The sequence below is a fragment of the Cytobacillus sp. Hm23 genome (assembly GCF_051842895.1).
In the GTDB taxonomy this organism is placed as follows: domain Bacteria; phylum Bacillota; class Bacilli; order Bacillales; family SM2101; genus Nanhaiella.
In genome coordinates this window covers 16,491-39,384 of the sequence record NZ_JBPXRQ010000037.1, presented here as the reverse complement: position 1 = coordinate 39,384, position 22,894 = coordinate 16,491, and the positions used below count along the sequence as shown (strand labels likewise).

Annotated in this window: 19 protein-coding genes; 4 read left to right on the top strand and 15 right to left on the bottom strand. The window is 33.7% G+C overall.

What is annotated here, in order from left to right; translation table 11 throughout:
* Positions 1–24: 24 nt before the first annotated feature.
* The 6 genes from recQ to ACSVDA_RS19045 form a co-directional block, all read right to left on the bottom strand.
* A complete protein-coding gene (gene recQ, locus ACSVDA_RS19070; protein WP_485885230.1) occupies positions 25–2,187 on the bottom strand; it encodes a DNA helicase RecQ in 2,163 nt (720 codons plus the stop codon).
* A 435-nt stretch (positions 2,188–2,622) separates the two neighbouring features.
* Positions 2,623–3,561 carry an ATP-grasp domain-containing protein gene (locus tag ACSVDA_RS19065; protein WP_485885229.1) on the bottom strand — a complete coding sequence of 313 codons (939 nt, stop codon included), beginning with the start codon at positions 3,559–3,561 and terminating at the stop codon, positions 2,623–2,625.
* 181 nt (positions 3,562–3,742) lie between these two features.
* Entirely contained in the window at positions 3,743–5,086 is a 1,344-nt protein-coding gene (locus ACSVDA_RS19060; RefSeq protein ID WP_485885228.1) for a DUF4179 domain-containing protein, read from the bottom strand.
* Entirely contained in the window at positions 5,083–5,598 is a 516-nt protein-coding gene (locus ACSVDA_RS19055) for a sigma-70 family RNA polymerase sigma factor (RefSeq protein ID WP_485885227.1), read from the bottom strand. Before ACSVDA_RS19055 ends, ACSVDA_RS19060 begins: the two co-directional genes overlap by 4 nt.
* A gap of 784 nt (positions 5,599–6,382) precedes the next feature.
* On the bottom strand, positions 6,383–6,946 hold the full coding sequence (lepB, locus tag ACSVDA_RS19050) for a signal peptidase I (protein ID WP_485885226.1): 564 nt from the start codon (positions 6,944–6,946) through the stop codon (positions 6,383–6,385).
* Positions 6,947–7,014: 68 nt separating this feature from the next.
* On the bottom strand, positions 7,015–7,620 hold the full coding sequence (locus tag ACSVDA_RS19045) for a TVP38/TMEM64 family protein (RefSeq protein WP_320208244.1): 606 nt from the start codon (positions 7,618–7,620) through the stop codon (positions 7,015–7,017).
* 401 nt (positions 7,621–8,021) lie between these two features.
* On the opposite strand from ACSVDA_RS19045, the gene ACSVDA_RS19040 reads away from it, so the two are divergent.
* Entirely contained in the window at positions 8,022–8,438 is a 417-nt protein-coding gene (locus ACSVDA_RS19040; RefSeq protein WP_485885225.1) for a YhjD family protein, read from the top strand.
* Positions 8,439–9,015: 577 nt separating this feature from the next.
* On the opposite strand, the gene ACSVDA_RS19035 is transcribed toward ACSVDA_RS19040, so the two are convergent.
* Complete coding sequence (locus ACSVDA_RS19035; protein WP_485885224.1) at positions 9,016–9,594, bottom strand: competence protein ComK; 579 nt, start codon at positions 9,592–9,594, stop codon at positions 9,016–9,018.
* A 136-nt stretch (positions 9,595–9,730) separates the two neighbouring features.
* Positions 9,731–9,958 (bottom strand): hypothetical protein, encoded by a 228-nt coding sequence (locus tag ACSVDA_RS19030; RefSeq protein ID WP_485885223.1) that lies wholly within the window; start codon positions 9,956–9,958, stop codon positions 9,731–9,733.
* Positions 9,959–10,121: 163 nt separating this feature from the next.
* Here ACSVDA_RS19030 and ACSVDA_RS19025 point away from each other — a divergent pair, with 163 nt between their 5' ends.
* Positions 10,122–10,358, top strand: coding sequence for an IDEAL domain-containing protein (locus tag ACSVDA_RS19025; protein ID WP_214482438.1), 237 nt, complete (start codon positions 10,122–10,124; stop codon positions 10,356–10,358).
* Between the two features lie 61 nt (positions 10,359–10,419).
* Here the strand turns inward: ACSVDA_RS19025 and abc-f are convergent, their stop codons facing one another.
* Complete coding sequence (abc-f, locus tag ACSVDA_RS19020; RefSeq protein ID WP_485885222.1) at positions 10,420–12,300, bottom strand: ribosomal protection-like ABC-F family protein; 1,881 nt, start codon at positions 12,298–12,300, stop codon at positions 10,420–10,422.
* A gap of 498 nt (positions 12,301–12,798) precedes the next feature.
* Positions 12,799–12,933, bottom strand: coding sequence for an RAxF-45 family protein (locus ACSVDA_RS19015; protein ID WP_485885220.1), 135 nt, complete (start codon positions 12,931–12,933; stop codon positions 12,799–12,801).
* 384 nt (positions 12,934–13,317) lie between these two features.
* Here ACSVDA_RS19015 and ACSVDA_RS19010 point away from each other — a divergent pair, with 384 nt between their 5' ends.
* A complete protein-coding gene (locus ACSVDA_RS19010; protein ID WP_485885218.1) occupies positions 13,318–14,814 on the top strand; it encodes a methyl-accepting chemotaxis protein in 1,497 nt (498 codons plus the stop codon).
* A gap of 355 nt (positions 14,815–15,169) precedes the next feature.
* On the top strand, positions 15,170–15,817 hold the full coding sequence (locus tag ACSVDA_RS19005) for an SDR family oxidoreductase (RefSeq protein WP_485885216.1): 648 nt from the start codon (positions 15,170–15,172) through the stop codon (positions 15,815–15,817).
* A 321-nt stretch (positions 15,818–16,138) separates the two neighbouring features.
* Here ACSVDA_RS19005 and aceA read toward each other — a convergent pair whose 3' ends face one another.
* The 5 genes from aceA to ACSVDA_RS18980 all read right to left on the bottom strand — a co-directional run bounded on the left by aceA (position 16,139) and on the right by ACSVDA_RS18980 (position 22,797).
* Entirely contained in the window at positions 16,139–17,422 is a 1,284-nt protein-coding gene (aceA, locus tag ACSVDA_RS19000) for an isocitrate lyase (RefSeq protein WP_485885215.1), read from the bottom strand.
* A gap of 221 nt (positions 17,423–17,643) precedes the next feature.
* Positions 17,644–19,233 (bottom strand): malate synthase A, encoded by a 1,590-nt coding sequence (gene aceB, locus ACSVDA_RS18995; RefSeq protein WP_485885214.1) that lies wholly within the window; start codon positions 19,231–19,233, stop codon positions 17,644–17,646.
* Positions 19,234–19,380: 147 nt separating this feature from the next.
* Positions 19,381–20,655, bottom strand: coding sequence for an MDR family MFS transporter (locus tag ACSVDA_RS18990; protein ID WP_485885213.1), 1,275 nt, complete (start codon positions 20,653–20,655; stop codon positions 19,381–19,383).
* Positions 20,656–21,154: 499 nt separating this feature from the next.
* Positions 21,155–21,862 (bottom strand): phosphatase PAP2 family protein, encoded by a 708-nt coding sequence (locus ACSVDA_RS18985; RefSeq protein ID WP_485885212.1) that lies wholly within the window; start codon positions 21,860–21,862, stop codon positions 21,155–21,157.
* A gap of 2 nt (positions 21,863–21,864) precedes the next feature.
* Positions 21,865–22,797, bottom strand: a complete 933-nt coding sequence (locus ACSVDA_RS18980; protein WP_485885210.1) for a glycerophosphodiester phosphodiesterase family protein — start codon at positions 22,795–22,797, stop codon at positions 21,865–21,867.
* Between the last annotated feature and the right edge of the window lie 97 nt (positions 22,798–22,894).

Here is a 22,894-nt window from a genome sequence, read left to right as displayed (position 1 = left end):
TTATAATAAACTCGTTAGTAAAGGTCATGTTGTTAGGTGCATTTTACATATCACAGCTTTGATTGCAAAGTAATCTACCTCTTCTGGTAATGCCTCTTTTATTGGTTTTAACTTCTCTGCACCTAACTCTGATATTTTGGAGACAATTTGTTCTTCATACTCAGCTGGAATCATTCGCCCCCATTCAATTACGTTCCCTTCAGTTGCACTTCGAATGATATGATTTTGAATGGTTATCGGTGACATTGACCGCTTTTTTGCAATATCTTCAATATCTTCTCCTTCAATAAATAATTGATAGGATAATATATGACTAGGGTTTTCTGTTACTTTGTCTGCAACTATATCATTAGATGAACCTAATGCTAATTCACTCACCTGTACCTCTGTAGGAATATCCTCTGTTGCTTTAATATCATGTTCAGCTGCATATGCTTTAATTTCTTGCAAAAATTGGGTTCCATATCTTTCAAACTTAACCTTACCTACTCCTTTTATGCTTAGCATAGCTTGTTCATTTAGAGGTGCTTGCTCACTCATTTCCCTTAATGCACTATCAGCGAAAACGACATAAGGTGGAACACGCTCTTCAGTTGAAATATCCTTCCGAAGTGCACGCAGACGCTCAAACAGCTCATTGTGTGTTGTTAAACGTTTTGCTTTGTGTTTTTGTTTTTTATATACTTTTTCATTTCCTTTTAATACTTGATACGCTTTATTCCCGATCATTAATACTGGATATTGACCTTCTGTGGCAACCAAATATTGTTCAGCTACGAAGTAATCAATCATCTCAACAATTTCTTTTTCGGAATATTTACTCAGAAGACCATATGTCGGTAGCGTATGAAATTGTTGTTCAATGACACGTTTGTTTCTAGAGCCTTTTAAAACTTGGGCTACGATCGTTTTACCAAACCGCTCATTCATGCGTTTAATACAAGAAAAGACCATTTGTGCTTCTGTTGTAATATCAATCGTTTCTCTAGCATCAGTACAATTCCCACATTTTCCACATGCTTGACAATCTGTTTCTCCAAAATATTCGAGTATGTATAGTTGTAAACAACGCTCAGTATGGCAATAATCGATCATTTGTTGCAGCTTTTGATATTCATTAGCTTTTCGTTCAGGATTTAACAACGTTTGCTCTATTAAAAACTTTTGCAGCTGTATGTCCTGAGGAGAAAATAATACAACACAATCGCTTTCCTCACCATCACGACCAGCACGACCAGCTTCTTGGTAATATGCTTCCATATTCTTCGGTAAATTGTAATGTAGCACATAACGTACATTGGATTTATTTATTCCCATACCAAAGGCATTTGTAGCAACCATGATACTAATATCATCGTAGATAAATTTCTCTTGCATGTCCTTTCGTTCTTGCTCTGACATCCCAGCATGATACTTTCCTATTGAAACACCGCTGCGTTCAAAATAGGCATAAAGCTGATCAACCTCTTTTCTCGTACCAGCATAAATAATTCCTGAAGATGCTTTATTTGCGTTAATATATTTCGTTATGTAATCACGTTTATTTTCACCTTTGACGACTGTAAAAGAAAGATTTTCTCTAGCAAAACCTGTAACAAATGTATGTGACGAATCAATATGTAGTAAATCACAAATATCATCTTTTACTTCTGTCGTTGCCGTCGCTGTTAATGCGATGACGACTGGTAGCTTATCTAAAGCTTGAAGAAACGTAGAAATATGCCGATAGCTTGGACGAAAATCATGCCCCCATTGTGAAATACAATGCGCTTCGTCAATTGCTACTAGTGAAATATGTAACCTTTGTAATAATTGTTGGAAATCAGACGATTCTAATCTCTCAGGAGCTATATAAATGAGTTTGTAAGCCCCCTCTTGTGCTTTCGCAATTCTGTCATTTAATTCATGTCTTGTTAACGTACTATTTATATATGTTGCTGGTATCCCAATATTAATTAAAGCATCAACTTGATCCTTCATTAAGGAGATTAACGGCGAAATAACAATTGTCACACCATCGAACATCATCGCTGGCACTTGATAACAAATTGATTTTCCTCCACCTGTAGGCATAATAGCAAGCGTATCATTCCCGTTTAATACATTTTCTATGATCCCATCTTGTCCTTGCCGAAACGCTGTATAACCAAAATATTGTTTTAATACATGGGTGGCCTTTTCTAACATGAAGGTGAGCTCCTTTCCTCAGTATTATATTCTCATATGGCTGTTTTCGTATTAGTTGTTGCATTTCACACTAAAATTCAGGCATCTTTTCTACTTTTAAAATCTACTAGCCCTCATACAACACATCATTCTGTACATTTTTAGTGAAAATAGCAAAGTTTACAAAAAGAGCCTATCAAAAAATTATAAACATCTATCGTGTAAACCGTAGCTAATCCTTCCTCTCATTATAAAACAGTTATCGAAAATCTTAAACATGTAACCATCTGTACGAGCCAGTTAAAAATCTTTCTAGTTTTATTTGCTAAGAAATAATTACGCATTCAGTTTAAGGCACATTGAATCTATGGGCTACACTTAAAGACTCATCATAAGGAACAAAAAAAGAACCCTCCCGAATTGAAAGGTTCTTTATCGTGCAATTAGATAAAAGGTTTAGTTGTTCAATAACATAGCTAGCTCTTTACCGAGATACTTAGCAATCGCACCCATCCCTGAAACATTTGCGACTGCTTCTGCATCAGCATTATAGTTTGTGTTAGTATTTACATCGTACGTGTATATATTTCCTTTGGCATCTTTAATAAATTCGATTCCTGCAAAATGAATGTCATTGTTAGCGAGAAATTGTTCATATTTTTGAATGATCGGATCGTTAAAATTTTCTTGAATTTTAAACTTTGGCGTAGGCTCGGCTGTTGTCGGGCAGAAGGCATCTCCTATTTGGCACACGTCTGCTGGGCATAGCTCAAAGCCTTCAGACGTATCAACCCGAACAGCATAAAGAAATTTTCCTCCAACGAATTCACAACGAGTAATATACGGTTCTGGTGCCTGTATATATTCCTGTAAAAGTGTGATGCCATCAATCGATTCATCAAACTCATCGCTATTAACGTATTGCTCTAGTGCGGAAACATTGTCAAAGAGCTGAACGCCTAACCCTTTGCCAGCACGATTGTGCTTTGTAATAAATGGCTTTGCAAACGTACTTCCAGCTTTTAAAATATGTTCCTTACCAACTGCAGCAATCGTATGTGGAGGGACGATATCAAAAGCTTGTAACGCCGTATATTGGCCAACTTTACTTACTTCAAGCTGAAGTGCACGACTCGTATTAAACACTTTTCGTCCATGCTTTTCTAGCCAAGATAATACCGCTGCTGTATGTTCAGGAGCAAAACGGTGTCCTCTCGTATGAGAAGATGCACTCATTCGGTTATAGAAAATCCCAATCGGCGGTTCTTCGTTAAGGTCAAGTAATCCCTCATTAAGAAACCAATCTTCGTAAGATAGTCCTAATTTATCTAGTTCTTTGTGTAAAGGTTCTGTCCATTCATCGTTTTCATGAATAATATATATTTTTGGTTCCATCTTAATTCCCCCATAATATATGACTGCTGTTATATATACTCTATTAGTACATCAGTATAACTGTAATTGATAATAATAGATAGTAAAAAGTATTGACCAAAATACATGAATAAAACATATTATTAGCTAGTAAAAAAGTTCTTTGGAACACATAAATACTTTTGAGGAAACGCTAAGTTCACTATTTTACCTTTATACGGATATCTTTTGTATATTTTCTAGTTGGATAATCACTAATTGTAAACACTAATGGGTTGTTATAGTTTTCATTAGGGATTTCAAGCACCAAGCTTTCTTTATCTTCATCCATACTGTAGCCGTTCGATAGGGGCTTATATTTTGTTCCATCTCTATCAACAAATTCCCAATTGACACGTAATTCACCACTATAGAGGTCATCTTTATCAAATGAAATAACTAGTTGTTCCTTCTTATTATTGTAGGAGGGTTCTATATAGATACGGTCATCAGGTGCTTTTACTATTTTTCTGTTTTTTACATCCACCTGAAGGTCTAATAAGTTTTTATCCAACGCTCTTATAGCTGTAAATTCGATGTATAGCTCTTTCGGTTTCTTGAAATAATTACTTTCCAGATGAAAACTCTCCCCATATTCGGTAATATTCGAGCCTGTTACTCCATGCGAAATTGAAGTAACCTCATCACCATTTTCATCAACAATTCGTAAATCTTCAAGTTCGAAGATTTTCATCGTATTGTTTTTATCATATGTCACTTGCAGTTTTAGTTGAATTGGATATACTTCGAGTGTCTCAAATGTGATTTTCTGCCCTTCGACTTCTACTGTTTTATTTATTTCGTATAGTTCCTTCATATTTTCGAAAAGCTCTGTATTCACTTGAAAAGGAATACTATATTCATGTGGAAGTTCACTCATATTAGATAAGTCATCCCCCGCTTCAACGATTAGTTGGAGAATAAAACCTTCTGTAGGTACAGCTTCGTGAAAATTAAACTCAAATCGTCCGCTTATTGAATTTTCGTTCTGTTTATTTGTCAGGTTGCTAGAGGAACTACTAGTAAGATAATCTTTACCTTCACTCGTTAATAAATCTGGTAAAGGATGCAAATAATTATAGTCATCTACATTTTCCATTGTATAAAACATGACCATCTTGCTCTCATCAACAATAACAGAATCGATTGTGAACGTAACACCATTTTGTTCTTTACTTGCACCAATATGTTGAATAAATTCATTTTCTACCGCTACTTGTAAACTTTGGTCAAATTGAATGAGTTCAATAATTTTTGCTAAGCCAGGAATCGTACTCATATAATTAGCAAAGGCAGGTGATACCCGCACTGTTGTAACGAAGGATAATATTAAGATACAAGCACTAATGAAAGTCAGCCTCATTCTACGATTTATTCTTCGACTCTTTGTCGCTTTATTCATTCCATTCCTTATTGATTGATCAAGGCCTTCTGGTATCGACAAATGATCATATTTATCTTTTATGTCATAAAGAGCAGCTTCTTCTTTATCAAAGTCTTTATTCATGATAACCACTCCTTTGCTAAGCTAACTTTTAAAAGTTTTAGAGATTTATACAACCTTGTTTTCACGGTTCCTTCAGGACATTTAAGAATGTCGGCGATTTGACCTATCGTTAAGTCATGGTAGTATTTTAACTTAACAATTGTTTGAAGTTGAGGGTCTAATAATGCAATATGCTGTTCAAGATCAATTTTCGTTAACGTTGCTGACTCACTATCCTCTACACCTTTATCTACTTCCTGCAAAGATGTTTTTTTCTTTCGACTATACTCTCTCGAACAATAGTTAATCATAATGCGAGTAATCCAAGTAGTAAAGAATTGTGGCTGCCTCACCTTTTTGATCTCCTTATATGCCCGAAAGGTCACTTCTTGCACTGCTTCTGTTGCATCGTGTTCATTTCTAAAATACGAGTATGCTATTTTATACAAGCTCATTTTATGCAAAGAAATTAATTCATAAAACGCTTCATCATCATACTTTTGTGCACGTTTTACTAGTTGTTCAAAATCCAAAGTGTCTCCTCCCCATAAACCTCTCTATAATATTAGAGCACATTAGCACCAAAATAGTTTTCTTTTTTATGACTGTTTTTCAGATTAATTTTGCTTGCCGTACTAAGGTAGTAAGTTTAAACTAAGCGTCCGTTTCATCTTTTCTAAATTAACAATGATGTTAACTGGAGAATAATCAGTTTTTGCTGTCATTTTTCAGTAACAATAGCAACGAGGTTTACGTTGACATAAACACTCATTTTGTAATGGCTATTGTCTTTATACTCTTCCATTAAAACATTACATCCACCCTTTGAAATCTGAGAACAGTACATGTTGAGGAAGAAGCAGTAAGAGCATCAGGTAAACGATGCTTTTGTGCTTGGTTTTGTAATTAATAGTTCACCAACTTTTTTCTCTAAGCACCTTCACAAGAATTTTCAACAACAAATGGTTAGCTGAGCGTTATGAAAAGAACCATAACAAAAAACGTTAATAAGTCCAAATCCTTATCAACGTTCGCATTTATGTAGTATTTTTAATATATTTTAATATTCTGTCATTGCTATGTAGAGAAATGGAGTATCATTTCAGAAAAACAGAGACCTCATTATCTAGTATATTTAGCAATAAGGTTTGCGAAAGGCTGTTTTCACATAGATTATTGTTTTTTATACTAATAAATAAACACGAATACAATTAGATTTCGTGGCATCTTTTCTTATATAAAACGATTACTGTTGAGTCAAACGGCATCTTTACCTTCTAGTTTTGAAATTATGAAAATTTACGAAAAGATAGTAGGCTAAAAAGTTATATCAAATTCATCCATTGGCCAGTAACGTAAATTGACCTTTCCAACAATTTGATCTCGTTTAATAAACCCAAAATGCCTCCCATCCCAACTTTTGCGACGGTTATCCCCTATAACAAATACTGAGTCTGCTGGAACATTGGCTTCACCAGTAATTTCTTGTAGTGTAAAATCTCCTGTAAGTTTACCTTCAACGAGTCTTTCTTTAAATGGAAGAAGGTATGGCTCTTGAACAGGTTTATCATTAATATATAAAACGTCTTGCTTGTATTCAATTTTGTCACCTGGTAAACCGATCACACGTTTCACATAGTCATCCTCACTATCTGAATGAAAGACAACGACATCAAAATGCTCTAGATCTCCTAAACGATAGCCTATTTTATTTACCATTAACATATTACCATCCTGAAGGGTAGGCATCATCGATTCACCTTCTACTACATAATTCGTAAAGAAGAATGTTCTAAAAAATGCAAAAATAATAATTCCAATACCTATAGACTTAAGCCATTCAATTCCTTCTTTTTTAATATTTTTTTCTTGTTGAGGCATTGTCTATTAACTCCTTCATAACTATTTTTTAATTTTATTTTATCAGTATCAGTATCATGGAACAATAATCAATTTGCTGTTTGCTTAATATTAAACCTTGCTTCTAGTCTTTTCCCTACGACCCATAATATGAAAATGATAATAACAACAATAATTGATCGAACAGGCTGCTGAACTAAAGCAGCAATATCATACCCAACCCAACTCATTGTAAAAATCATCACCATTTTCCCACACAATACAGCAAGAATAAATTGAGGTACACGTACGTTTGACAAGCCAGCAACAATGTTAACAGCTGCAGATGGGGTAAATGGAAAGCATAGGAGTAAAAACAATGGACCGAACCCATGTCTATCAACCCAATTCATTAAGCTTTTCACTTTAGGATGGCGGCTAACAAAAGAAAAGAAGCGTTGTTGGCCAAATTTTCGGACTAGAAAAAACACCGCTATTGAACCCGCACATGCACCAATCCAAGAAAAGATAAAACCGAGCCAAAGTCCAAACGCAGCCGCATTTGCCATCACAAAAACAAATAAAGGAAAGAACGGTAAAAACGCTTCAATTAATGGAAGGAAAATTCCAGGCAGTGGTCCTAATGAGCGATATTCTTCCAGTACAGATAATATATTTTCTAACGTTATAAGTTCTCTTAACGTGTCTAGGTCCATGTCTATTACTCCTCATCGTCAGATACATATTTTTTACCCACTATTTCATATATTGTACACGTATAATGTTAATTTTGGGAAATATAATATCAAACAAATGTCATTTCTACAACTATTGTGAATTATACCCTTTTCACAATTTTAGATACTTGTTTTTTTTCATAATTTATAATAAGATATAAACCAAACATACGTTCTCTATTCCTGTAATAAAGCTGTTTTCACATTCATTATAGTTTTTCATAATCACTTTTCTTCTTATTCATACCCATGTGCTAAACTTTGCTAGCTTGCTTATTTTACAGTAAAGTTTACACAATTTTTTAAGAAAACCACGAGGAAGCATTAATTCTTCACTCGTTATAACATACTTGAAAAAGCTTTCTGAAAGGAGAAATAGTATGACGAGAATTCCAAATGAAGAACGAGCAATGATGGAGTTGGCCATTTATTTGCCTATGTTATTAATTGTTTTAAACAAAGACTTAGCAACCATTCAACAAAGTAATTTCAAACTAAAAAAGCCATACGTAACTATTATTGAACAATCAATGAAACAAATACAAATAGATTTACAACACATAAAGAAAGAAATGTACAAAAATGATTTAAAAGTATGTGAAGTAAACCGAGATGAAGCTTTCACAGATTTTCTATTTATTTATAAAGGGTATGAAGAGCGACACAATTACTTTAATCCGCGTATAAGAAATAAAGTACAGGACCTAATGATTGTATACTTGCAAGATAACAAAATTAATTCGGCGAAGCCTATTGATACGAAAGAAGGAACATTATCAAATTCAAAAATGACATAGTATGAATGCAAGACTTTACCCATTGTCGATTATCTTATGGCAAGCAAGGTAACCGCAAATCAACATATAATCGTAATATTGCTCCGAAATATAAGTATCCTATGTTAAAACGCACATAGTTGGATGTAATTAAATGTGTTACTACTGATATCATGTATGTTGATCAGCAAATCTAGAGGAAATAAAAATCATATATACAACTTTGTATTACTGTTGTATATATGATTCGAGATTGTTGTCTTTACTCCTTTTAATTTCAATGTTTACCGAGTAATTATCGTTGTTCATACTAAAATATAAACACGTATTCAATTAGTGTTCGTAGCACCTTTTCATCAGTAATTAACTGCAATCGCTAAACCACTACCTACATACCAAATTTCGTTAACATTGCAACAAAGTTTACAAAAGACTATTTTCACATAGATTCTTGTTTTTCGTATAAAAAATAAACACGTATACCATTAGATTTCGTGGCATCTTTTCTTCTATAAAACAATGTTTTTCCATAAAATAACATTTTCACCTTCTTTAGGAACAATTGCAACAAAGTTTACGCACGCAAAGGGCCTTTCATTTAGTCATGTTTACTTTTATCTTCCATTATGTAACTATGACTAAATTCTTGCCCATTCTTTTTCTCTGGAGTTAGCAAAAATGCCATTTTTCTATTATGGTTATCAATGCGGTGTGTTAATTTTGTTTGCAACTGAGCGGTACGATGTAATTGATTCTTAAATGATCTATGAGAGATAGGCAATTCAATGTTTGTTTTATTTACAAAGATTACATCAGTTTTATTTCCAGCGACTGGCTTATGATCCTGAACGTGAGGGTGTGAAATCCAAGCACATAACGATTTTTTTGGTGAGAGTGTAGGGAAGAGGTAAATCATGTTAGATGGCTCAATAGCGATGGGAGCTTTATAAGATATTCCAATAATCTTATATGTACCCTCACGCCTTCCTTTGAAGCTTGTACCGTAATAAATACAACTTCTTTCAATAATTTGAAGCGGCTTCATTAATACAATAAACTCCTCAGTTTCTTCTATAATTTTTGAAACTGGCCTTCCTCCATAAATATGTGGCAAGATAGACATTGTGTGCCTGTTTACCTCATAACCTTGCAAGACACCATGTGACCCAGCATTCATTTCATCAACTCCTAACTATAAATTTTAACCTAAATATTTCCTTTATATAATAGCACACAAATTTGTTCATTTATTTGAATTCACAAAATATTCATAATATAAGTGATTTCTGCCATAGAAAATCACTTATATAATTTTACGAATTATTTTTTGATTGTCCTATTTCTTTTTGAGCAATATATTCATTAGCTTCTTGCTGTATGACATGCTCGTTTGTTGAATCACCAGAAAACTGAATTTCTGATTTAAATGGATTATTTGAATCAAAATTTGCAGTAAGCATAACTGAGGGATTAAGTGTCGTTCCCAAAGGTAATTCCGTCTCATCTTCCATCGTCGACTTTACTTTATTTTGTTTATCCACTAATTATTCCTCCATTCAAAGTTCTATACAAATAACATGTTCCATTAATGTAATTTTATTCACAATCATGTAATTTTATCTATTTTCCGAATATTTTAAATTTTTGGTTGATTTTTCACTTAATTATCCATATAATATAAAAAAGACGTAGGAGGGATTTTTAATGAGAGAAAAAAAGTCGTATACTGAGATCATGAAATCCCACGGCAAAGATCAAAAATTGCTACACGATGCTACTATGATTGATGTATACATTCAAATGGTAATAGACTCTGCTATTTATGATAGAAAAAAAGAACTACTTTTACAAAAAATTGATGCTGCTTTAGATTGCAGGAACAATGAGTTGTTTATGAATCTTTCACAGGAATATAACAACTTACTAAAGCTTTCCTCATAACTATTTTCTTGATCAAAAGCTACGTACTTAAATGCTGAGTACGTAGCTTTTTTTGCTGCAGTTATAGCATCTCATCTAAAATTTCATACAAATCGTCTCTTTCGGCACTTAATAATTCTTTCTTTTGCTGTAATTCTAATAAATTTGTTAGTTCAAATTCTTGTTCCATTAGCTGCTCAATCTTATTAATTTCAGCTTCTAATGCTTCAACTTTTATTTCTATTTGTTGCACTGTTACAATTTCTTGTTTATTAACGGCTATCATTGTTTTTTTGACATAATGATTTTCACTTTTTGTTTTAGCTGGAGTTAGATTAAGTTCTTTTCTTTTTCCTTTTGCTTCATCGTAACTACCTTCATATCTTGTTAGTCCATAGTCTTCAATCCAATAAGTTACCTTAAAGCATTTATTTAGCAAATAACGATCGTGTGATACACAAATCAGCGTCCCAGCAAAATCTTCAATTGCATCTTCAAGTACCTCACGAGAGTCAATATCAAGGTGGTTTGTTGGTTCATCTAAAATGAGCACATTAATTTGTTGGTGCATAAGTTGGGCTAAGCGCAACCTCATTCGTTCACCACCACTAAGGCTTGAGACTTTTTTAAAAACATCCTGGCCATAAAACATAAATCTAGCTAAAATGTGCCGAGCATCAGCTTGTGATATTGGTACTACATTACAAAAGTGCTGAAGAATCGATTCTTCTTTGTTGTCATACTTAAGCTGTTGGGATAGATAACCTATTTTAACTTGATTTCCTACTTTAACATCCCCTTCGTCTACTTGTTCATTACCTAATATCATTTTTAATAATGTTGTTTTGCCGCTTCCATTATTTCCTACAATTGCCACCCTATCTCGAAATCTAACATACATTGAGGCATCGTTAAAAAGTTTTTTCCCTTCAAACTTTTTACATATTTGATCAATGACGATGACGTCCTTTCCACTTCTATCCTCCATATTAAACGAAAGTCCCATTTTCTTTCTTTCAAGAATCGGACGTTTTAGTTTTTCCATCCTCTCAATTGCACGCTCCATATTTTTTGCTCGTTTATGCAATCCTTCATTTGGTGGATTCGCACGGTTTGCCCATTCTTTCAACCGTTTAATCGTTTCTCTCATCTTTTTAATTTTCTTCTGTTGCTCCTCATAAGCTGCAAATTCAGCAAGTAATCTTTCTTCCTTTTCTTTAATAAATGCAGAGTAATTACAGTGGTACGTAGACAGTTCGCCAGCTTCCAAATCATAAATCTTTGTAACAGTTTGATCTAAAAAATATCGATCATGAGATATTACGAAAACTGTGCCTTCATATTGAGTTAAATACTGTTCAAGCCATTCTACAGCGTCTATGTCTAAATGATTGGTCGGTTCATCAAGTAATAACAGACTTGGCTGTTGTAGAATAACTAACCCAAGTCCAACTTTCGTCTTTTCACCACCACTAAGTTCATTAAACCTTTGTTCAAGCATTGCTTCAATTCCTAAACCATTAGCTACCTTCATGATCTCAGCTTCAATTTCATAGCCACCCAAGTTAGAGAATTGTTGTTGGACTATCCCGTACTCTTCTAATAACAACTCAAGTGACTGTTGTTTTTGCTCACTTGCCATATCTCTTTCTAATTTTTTCATTTTTTGTTCCAGTTTTTTCACATGTGAAAAAGCATGTTGGAGAACATCTAATACTGTTGTACTAGCTTCAAAACTTGGAATTTGTGCAAGGTACCCAACTTTACAACCTTTCTGCAGATAAATTTCTCCACTATCAGGCTGTTCTATATCTGACAACAATTTAAAAATAGTTGTTTTTCCACTACCATTTTGCCCTACAATTCCAATTCGCTCTCCAGTTTTTATTTCAAAGGAAATATTTTCGAATATCTGATTTCCACCATACATTTTACTAATATCATTCGCAGCACATACGATCATTTATAACCACTCCTTAACAAATTTTTAGACTAGCTAATGGGTCTTTATTATTTAAAGGGCTGTTTTCACATTAATTGTTACTTGTGTATTAAAATCTAATCACAATTATTACTAACGTTCGGGGCATCTTTCTTCTATTAAACGATGCCTTTTATGTCCGACGTCTTTATCTTCTAATTAAGAAACCATAGCAACAAAGTTTACGAAAAGAGCCATATAAAAACACAAAAAAAGCCATAGGTAAGATTCAACTACCCATGACTTTATGAAACATAAATTTACTTAACAAGAAATCATCAATCGTACACAAATTGGCATAAGAATTTAAACACAAAAAAGGAGAGCATGACTCTCCCCATAGTTGCCGATCAGATTTCTGTCAGAAATTTATATTAGATGGTGTTCAGATATGCTAAGAAAATTAGTCAGATTTTTCGACGCTACATTCTCCAACTATTTTCTCACCTTCTGAACACACACTATTAGGGTTAAGAGACCTTACATTCTGTTCAATATGATGTTGTTTCTAAAAATGGGCATACGTATCCCATTGAAAACAACACCATGAAAAATCGCACGGCAAATATAAATATATGCTAAAAAACCATTGCGATTAATAACAGAATGTAACATCTCTACACCTCCTTATCATTTTACAAGATATTTTTATTGTATCAACTGAATCATAAAAATTCAAACTTTTTCTATAAATAGGACTAACTTATATCTATTACTTAATTAGTATGTTGATGAAGGACTCTTATTGTTAACTTTATTGCTATTGAGACTAATATTGGACAGCAACAACTAAATTTAAGTAATTAACCTAATTTTATATGAGAAAAGCTTTTTCGAGATCTACGTAAATACTGGTTAATTTACTACATCCAGTGTAAGCAAAAACTGTATAATAATTATTTGTAAAAGATATAATTTTTAGAAAAGTGTTAAGTATTAATAAAAAATTGATATAATTATCCTATCTATCAAAAATTTGGTGTAGGAGTTGATATGTTCATGGATTCTCTTCATAATTTTTATCAAAAGGATTTAAAACAAAAAAACAAATTAATGTTAATAGTTGTCATCATTTCAATTATATTAGGTACAGTCTCAAATATTTCAATGGAACAGCCCTTGTACATAACGGTTACGATGTTAATTGGCGGTATTCTATTGATTAGTTATGGCATTGTGACACAACTTAATAGAAAGAGTGGAGCACATTTTTATATACCTGTTGTCACAATCGTTATAGCTGCTATGTTCTATTTTATAATTACGCAAAAAGTTTTCTTTGTATCTTTAGCATATCCGTTTTATGTGTTAATGATATCTATGATACATGGTCGAAGAAGAACCCTTTTCCTTGGTTTTGTATTATCGTTAGGTATGATGCCAACAATGTTTATTCTTGATGACTACTTGAATATTAATATTTATGAAATTATAAATATCTCCATTTTACTCATACTAATAACTTGTATTATATTTACAGTTCAAAAAATAAATCGTAACCATATCTCCCAAGTAAAAGATAGTTTACAACAAATACAGCAAGCAGCACAAAAAGAAATAACTCAAAAACTCGAGATTGAAAAAGAGGCTGAAAAAATTAACCAAAAGATGGTTGACCAATATAATCATGCCTCCTCAACAATGACAAATAATATGGAAGTAGCTGCAGCTATACAACAACTATCATCAAGTAGTTTTACACAATCTGAAGCAATTACAACAATAGCTGAACAAATTGAACAAACGACAACTAATATTGAACAGATCTCTACAAATGCAGCTAAGTTAAAAGAGAAATCAAGTGCATCATCAGACCTTGCAGTTAATGGTGAACGAAAAATGGGCTATTTATTAGAAAACACCGTAGAATTAGACGTAGTCATGAAGGATTTAGCAGTTACATTTCGTGAATTGAACGAAAAAATTAACGAAACAAATATTTTGACTGAAGGAATTAAAGAAATAACAACAAAGACAAACCTACTAGCATTAAATGCATCAATTGAAGCTGCAAGAGCAGGAGATTATGGCAAAGGGTTTGCAATCGTAGCCGATGAAATACGACAATTAGCACATTTAACCGAGCAGTCAACGGAGGAGATTACTAATAATTTACAAGAAGTAAATGGAAAGACAAGTGAAGCTAATCTAAGACTAAATGAGAGCTCAGAACAGCTTAGTAAAAATGTTGACATAACGAAGGAGACAGAAAATAGCTTTCGATCCTTAAACAAAGTAGTAAATGAGTTAAACAACCAGATGATTCAATTTGAAAAGCTTGCGGATAAAGTAAACGATACATCAATTATCATCAAATCATCTACGGCAGATTTTGCTTCGACATTTGAACAAACGTCTGCAACCTTCCAACAAATAGCATCGTCTGTTGACATTCAAAAAAAGAGTAGTAAAGAGCTTGTTACATATTTAGATGATACGAAGGAAAGTTTAGAAATGATGAGAAATATGTTTAATGATGAGAAGATTGATTTATAGGGACAAGCTTGTTTTCACATTGATTGTAGTTTGTCATACTTAGAAATAAGCTCATTCTAATTAGTGTACATGGCATCTTTTCTTCTGTACAGATGACGAACAATGTAAAACTTCTTTTTATAGTACTAATTTATCAATAGCAACAATGTTAACGAAAAGAGCCTTATTAAGCTGAAAGTCTGACTTTGCTTCATCTTGCTGTACAATTTTAAACAATAACAACGAAATTTATGAAAAAAAGCCTGTTATTTCATAATGATCACAGATGAATAAAACTCATCTAGCTGTTCTATGAAGCATTAATAACAACAGAACAGCCTTATAAAGCTAATAATATTAAGAGAGAAGGTATGAAATGAAAGTACTTGTTGTAGGTGCTAATGGTGGTACGGGACGAATAATATTACAATTACTCGATCAGAATGAGGAACATGATGCTGTTGCAATGATTCGTGATGACTCACAACGTGATCACCTTATTAGTCTTGGGGCTAGCTCAACAGTTTTAGCTGATTTAGAAAAAGATATGAGCCATGCTATCGAAGGCTGTGATGCTATCATTTTCGCAGCTGGTTCAGGATCAAAAACTGGAGCAGATAAAACAAAACTCGTTGATGAACAAGGTGCAATTAACTTAATAAAAAAGGCGGAAAGGTGTGGAGTTAACCGCTTTATCATGTTAAGTTCTGTTGGGGCAGATCTACCCGACCTTGGCCCTACTGAATCAATGAAAGTATATTTAAAATCAAAAGGGATAGCTGATGAATATTTAAGCAATAGCTCACTCGTATATACGATTGTCCGTCCAGGTAGGCTTTCTTACGATGCAGGAACTGGACATATTAACATATCTAAAAAACTAGCTGACTATTCAGGTGATATATCTAGAGAAGACGTGGCAAAAGTACTTGTAGAATGTTTAAACATTCAGAATACCTATGGGAAAACATTTGAAATTTTGTCTGGACAGACGGATATTATAGAAGCGTTGAATAACATATAATCAATTTAAAGAGACATATTATTTTATGCTTATAATATTTTCTCTGTAATTCAAACATAGCTCATAACATCAAAGGCGTATCTGCTTTATAGCAGTGACAACCGTATATGTTATTCCTATTTTTTCCTGTTAATAAATAAACACACATACAACTATAGTTTCGTGACATCCTTTTTTCTATTATATGATAATAATCACATAAGACTTTTAGTATAAATAACAACAAAGTTAAATCTAACGAAAAACACTGGCCTTTTGTGTGCCAGTGTTTATTCTTTATTTCATTTCCCCATTTATGTTAACCCTTGACACACTAGTTAGTTATGCATTGGTAACAAATTGTTCTTCCTCTGTTGAACCTTTTAGAGCTGTTGTTGATGATTTTCCTCCTGATACAACTTGAGACACTTCATCAAAATAACCTGTACCTACTTCTCTTTGATGCTTTGTAGCAGTGTAACCATGTTTTTCATTTCCAAATTCCGCTTGCTGTAATTCCGAATATGCAGCCATTCCTCGCTCTTTGTATCCACGAGCTAACTCGAACATACTATGGTTTAACGCATGGAAGCCTGCAAGTGTTACGAATTGGAACTTATACCCCATTTTACCTAACTCTTTTTGGAATTTTGCAATCGTTTCATCATCTAGTTTTGCTTTCCAGTTAAACGAAGGTGAACAGTTGTATGCAAGAAGTTTATTTGGATATTTTTCATGAATTGCATCTGCAAACTGCTTTGCTTGCTCAAGATCAGGTGTTGACGTTTCACACCAAATTAAATCTGCATACGGAGCATATGCTAATCCTCTAGCAATTGCTTGCTCAATGCCAGGCTTCGTACGGAAGAAACCTTCAGGTGTTCTTTCACCAGTTAAAAACGCTTTATCGTTATCATCAATATCACTAGTAATCATATCAGCTGCATCGGCATCTGTTCTAGCGATCAATAGGGTTGGCACCCCCATTACGTCAGCGGCTAAACGGGCAGAGATTAAGTTACGGACAGCAGTTTGTGTTGGAAGTAGAACTTTCCCCCCTAAATGACCACATTTCTTTTCAGATGACAGCTGATCTTCAAAGTGCACTCCTGAAGCACCAGCTTCAATCATTCCTTTCATGAGTTCAAAGACATTTAATTGACCTCCAAATCCAGCTTCAGCATCAGCAACAATTGGTGCAAACCAATCAAATTGATTATTCTCTTCTAAATGATGAATTTGGTCTGCACGTTGTAGGGCTTGATTAATTCGTTTCACAACAGAAGGAACACTATTGGCTGGATATAAGCTTTGATCAGGATACATTTGCCCTGCTAAATTTGCATCTGCAGCTACTTGCCAACCACTTAAATAAATTGCTTTTAAACCTGCTTTCACTTGTTGAACAGCTTGATTACCTGTTAACGCACCTAGTGCATTAACATAATCCTCCGTATGAATTAAATCCCATAACTTTTCTGAGCCTTTTTTTGCTAATGTATATTCAATATCAATCGAACCTCGAAGCTTAATTACTTCTTCTGCACTATAAGGTCTTTCAACCCCATTCCAACGCTTATCCATACTCCAGCTTTCTTCTAATTTTTGAACTCTTTCATTAGTCATAATCATATTCCTCCTTGTATTTTAAGTACTTTATCTTTCCTATTAGTTGTTAATACTTATAACAATGACTTCACAAGCTCTTCTTTTTTATATGAAGCCATTTGATGGTGATCCTATAAGAATTAGGTTTAAACAGTATCTTTTCTTCTATATAAAAGACGAAATGACATATCAAAACCTTTTATAGTTCAACCCAGCATACCTTTATTTCCAAATTCCGCTTACAAGGTTTTATACCCAGGTAAAGTTAAAAACTCTGTAAATTCATCATTTGAAATTAACTGTTCAAATAGCTCGTTTGCTTCATGATATCTACCTTTTGAAAATGTCTCTTCTCCAACCTCTTGTTTAATTTTCACAAGCTCTTCTTCTTTCAACTGTTGAACAAGCTCAGAGGTGATTTTTCTTCCATCCTCGAGAATTCCTTGAGAGTGACGTATCCATTGCCAAAGTTGCGCACGAGATATTTCAGCAGTCGCTGCATCTTCCATTAAATTATGAATTGGAGCAGCCCCTCTACCAGACAACCATGACTCAATATATTGAATTCCTACATTAATATTAGTGCGTACTCCATTCTCAGTAATTTTTCCATCTGGTACTGCGAGTAGTTCTGTAGCCGTGACGCAAACATCTTCCCGTTTTCTATATATTTGGTTCGGTTCAGGCATTTCATTATTAAAGATTTCCATTGCAACAGGAACTAGCGCTGGATGTGCAACCCAGGTCCCATCATGACCGTCTAGCACTTCTCTCTCCTTGTCAGCTTGAACCTTTTTAAAAGCTTCTTCATTTGCTTTTGGATCATTTTTCACTGGAATTTGTGCAGCCATACCACCAATTGCAGGTGCACTACGTCTATGACATGTCTTAATCGCAAGCAGTGAATAAGCTCTCATAAAAGGAACTGTCATCGTAACGAGTGAACGATCAGGTAAAATAACGTGTTCAAAATTTCTTAATTTTTTAATATAGCTAAAAATATAGTCCCAACGTCCACAATTTAACCCTGCTGAATGATCGCGTAACTCGTATAATATTTCATCCATTTCAAAAGCTGCTAATATTGTTTCGATTAATACAGTAGCTTTAATTGTCCCTTGCGGAATATTGAGCTCATTTTGAGCAAAAACGAATACGTCATTCCACAATCTTGCTTCCAAGTGACTTTCGAGCTTCGGTAAATAAAAATATGGTCCGCTATTTCGTGCTAAAAGTGTTTTAGCATTATGAAAAAAATACAATCCAAAGTCTATTAAACTAGCGGACATACTCTTGCCGCCGACTGTGACATGTCTTTCTTCTAAATGCCAACCACGGGGACGTACGACCAACGTGGCAACTTCTTCATTCAAGCTATATTTTTTTCCATTTGGATTTTCAAATGTAATGGTTTTGTTCACTGCATCTCTTAGATTTATTTGCCCTTCTATACAATTTCGCCAAGTTGGAGAATTAGCATCCTCAAAATCAGCCATGAACACTTTTGCACCAGAATTTAATGCATTAATGACCATCTTTCTTTCTACAGGGCCTGTTATTTCGACTCGTCGATCCTGGAGGTCTTTAGGTATGGGAGCAATAGTCCAATCACCTCGTCGAACACCGGATGTTTCTTCCAAGAAGTCTGGCAATTTCCCAGCATCGATTTTCTGCTGTCGCTCACCTCTTTTTAGTAGTAACTCTTTTCTTCTCTCACCAAATTTTTTCTCTAACTTTTTAACAAACTTTAATGCTTCAGGTGTCAAAATTTCATCATACTGTTCATTTCTCTTACTGTGAACTTGAATACCTGACGTCTGTATCGTCATCAGCAGCTACACACCCTTCCACCTATATTGTTATAATACAGTTTTATTTAACTAATAGTATTATATAACAGAACAGAGGAATTGCAAGCTATTTTTTAAAAAATCTGATAATTTTGTACGTATTTCTGATTTATCAAATAAAAATTCTTACATTTTTTTTCGAACTCCAGGCTCAGTCATTCCTGTTGTATAGCGCTCATAGCTTTTATATAGTTTGATATATAGAATTGCACTCATAAACGCAAAAAATAGAATTACGCTAAAGATCCCCATAGGAGAAATCCATTCAGCTAGGAATACAGTTAATGGGGCTAAAAATCTACCAATTGTAAACTGTAGTCTAGCTGCCCCCATATATTTTCCTCTAGCATGTTCTGGAGCGTAGTCACTAACAAAATTATTTATTACTGGGGCTCTCACGATTTCTCCGAAAGTAAAAATGATTGTTAGTAAAATTAGCACCCATATGTTTGTAGTAAATCCAACTAAAAACATGCCACCCACAGCTAAAATTGCTGAAAGAATAAAAACGTTCCGATCAGTCCAATTTTTTAACAATTTTGTTATAGGTAAAACAAAAAACACGAACAGGACACCGTTTAACACTAACATCCAGGCAAAAATCTCTTTACTGTCAAGTGATACAGAAAAGTTATTCCAAACAAATAGCTTTTGAGAAGGAACATAATTAATAATGTATACTGATAAATATAAGTCTAATTGCATAATAGCGATAACAGCAGAAACGCCTCCGAGCATGTACAACAAGAAGACTTTATCTCTAATAATCTCTCCATACCCCTTCCATTCTTCTTTAAATCCACTGGAAATAGATTTTACATTCATTCGTTCTCTTGAGTAATTTGGCATGGATTCGTCTACCTTTACATAAATAATAATTGAGTAAACTAACATCACTATTGTGCAAGCCCATAACAATTCACTACGATAACTAAAAAAGAAAAACGATCCTAAAACTGGCCCGATAACAGCACCAATATTATTAGCTGTCATAAAAGTTGCATACACTCGTTTCCTCACTTGCTGTGGTATTAAGTCAGCGATCATTGCATCACTAGCTGGTCCGTATAATGCACCTCCTAAGCCAGTTCCAACAAACGCCAAATAGCTTAACCAATACGAATCTGATATAGCAAAAATACAAAACATTATTGTTCTAATCGATGTCCCTATTAACATAGCAGCACGTCTACCTAACCTATCAGCTAGATTCCCACCAATGATAATTCCAATGATTCCTATGAAAGGGGGGATCGTCATAAGGATTCCAGCAATATTATTTCCTAATGCACTTCCGAAGTAATAAGTAATGAACGGAAAATACATCCAATACAGCAAATTAAATAACATTTCACCAATTAACCGAATTTTTAAGCTTGTATTCCATGTACTAATTTTCATATAATTACTCCTCTCCATATGACCATTAACACTTTTTTAGCTGCTGTATAGAAAATATATCTAAAAATCCCATAAAATTGTAGACTTATAAAAATGAATAATTTATAAATAATAATATGAATATTAAGGGGATCGTCATTTTAATTTGAGTGCAGCAAAAAAGGAACGTTTATTCGTACAATAAATAAAGACTCTGGATAAAAGTTTTAAAATACTTTTATCCAGAGTCCTTTTTACTATAGGCTGTTGTATTACAAACGAGTACAGCCAAATTTTATTAAACCCGAAAATGATGTTCTAATAAGTCATATTAAACAAAGCGCCAACGATACGAAAGAATAGTATGAATGCGGAAATAATTATGTGGTTTTTTTTTAACATTTTGGATTTGAAATGATCAATGAGTTAGATTACCTGCTCTTCTATGGAAAGAGGCACTCTCATACTCTAATGGGGGTGCCTTTATTCTAAAACATCTCATTATCATTTTTCTTAATTATTACGTTACTTGAAGAGTATCTTTATCATTTTTTTTACTTAAAGCTATTCTCTTCATCCATTGATACAAATATATCGAAATAATTAGGGTAACTATACCTAAAGCATGTCCTGCAACTACATCTGTAGGATAATGCGCTGACAGTATAATGCGACTTAGACCGATTAAAAATATTAGAATACTTCCAAAGATGCCAACGATAAACTTTGCTTTGAACGATGTTACATTCACGACAATTAAATACGTGGCCAGTCCATATGCTAACAAACCAGTCATTGCATGACCACTCGGAAAACTGTAGCCTAATGCATCGATAGCAGGATCGATCAAAGGTCGTTCCCTTTGATAAAAATCTTTAATCGCTTTATTAAATTCATTTTGCAAAATAACCATCGTTATGAGTAGAATAATACCTTTGAAATCACGATATCTCCATATTAACCATACTAACATTATAACTAGCATTGTGATGACACCAGGCTTATTCCCAAGCCAAGTGATTTTCGCAAATACTTGATATAAAAATGATTGAGACTCTAAGACGAAGATATTTCTTATTGCTGTATCAAAGGCTACTTGATCAGACTGTTGAACAACCTCAGCTATAATAAAGAATATAGCAACCGCAACAAAACAAATAGTTATATATCCAATATGATGAGCGACAGGGCGTTTATTTCTCACTACAGGTTGTCTATTAATCTCCATATTTATTTATCTACTCCTTTTTGACGTAATAAATGAATCACTTTATTCGGATAATCTGTCATTATTCCATCGGCACCTTGTTCAAGTAAATATTCTACCATGTCTAAATCATTAATTGTCCAGTATTGGACAGCTATATTTCTTTCATGTGCTGCATCAATTAATTTTTTCGTAGTAAGATCAAAAATACTTGAGTGAGTAGGTAGTTGTAGAGCTTGTTCCTTTAACGGAATTATATTTCCTAAAAATAACTTTTGAAAAATGACATATTTTTTCGTAGTAGCACTTGAAGTACTTATAGCAACTTCTCCATTAGTTATATCGTAAAAATAATTTGCTATTTCGTCATAGAAAGATGCTATAATCACTTTATCTTCCATTCCATATTGAAAAATAATATCAGCAAATTTCTCCGTTAACTTCGTATCATTTTCTTTAATTTCTATGACCATAGGCAAATGACTATACGATTCGAACACTTCGGTTAGAGTTGGGATCGTAACACCTTTACCTCTATAAGGAAATGAGCCATCTGGACCTACAAAATGATAGCCAGCGTCAAACGATTTCAATTCTTCAACAGAATATTCAGATATTTTTCCCTCTCCATTAGTTGTTCGATCAATGGTTTCGTCATGCATGACTACTACTTGTCCATCTTTTGATAGTCTCACATCAAATTCTAGCATATCTACTCCGAGTGAATCAGACAGTTTGAATGCCTCTAACGTATTTTCAGGAGCTATTCCAGCTCCTCCACGGTGAGCGATCACATCTGGCTTTCCACCTTCACGCAGAATAGTATTACTTTCATTCTTCTTAACAGGAATGATTTGGACAATCAAAAAGAACAAAATAATTACAGTTAGTACAATTAATAACATATTTCTTACAAACCTTCCTCTCGTTTTCCTCTTCTCAGTTACAATTTCCAAACATATTTCCCCCTTGTCTTTCTATATAAATATAGCTCAATCACAACAACAATAAAGATATTTTACACTGTTAATACTAATTTTATATTATTTAATT